This is a genomic window from Nocardioides malaquae (genome assembly GCF_015070385.1).
GTDB lineage: Bacteria > Actinomycetota > Actinomycetes > Propionibacteriales > Nocardioidaceae > Nocardioides > Nocardioides malaquae.
Map to the genome: position 1 here is coordinate 1 of NZ_JADCSA010001260.1, position 234 is coordinate 234.

The window sequence follows — 234 nt, forward strand, 5'->3', positions numbered from 1 at the left end:
CAAGCGACGGAAGGACCGCCCGGCACGCACTCAGCGGCGCTCGGAAGCGGGAATAGTTCTTCAAAGATCTCCCGATACAAGTACGCTTCTTTAGAGGTTGGCGTGTTGTACGGGAAGCGGAAGCGGGCAGTTCCCAGTTGCTGATCAGAAACCTGCTGCGCAGCCACTTCTTTCAGGGTGTCGATCCAACTGTAACCGACGCCATCGGAGAACTGCTCTTTCTGCCGCCAGGCC

General features: G+C 58.1%; 1 protein-coding gene. It reads right to left on the reverse strand.

Annotated elements, in window-relative coordinates:
• Positions 1 to 234, reverse strand: a 234-nt coding sequence (locus IEQ44_RS16575) for an asparagine synthase-related protein (protein WP_227487724.1), incomplete at both ends; no start/stop codon positions are given.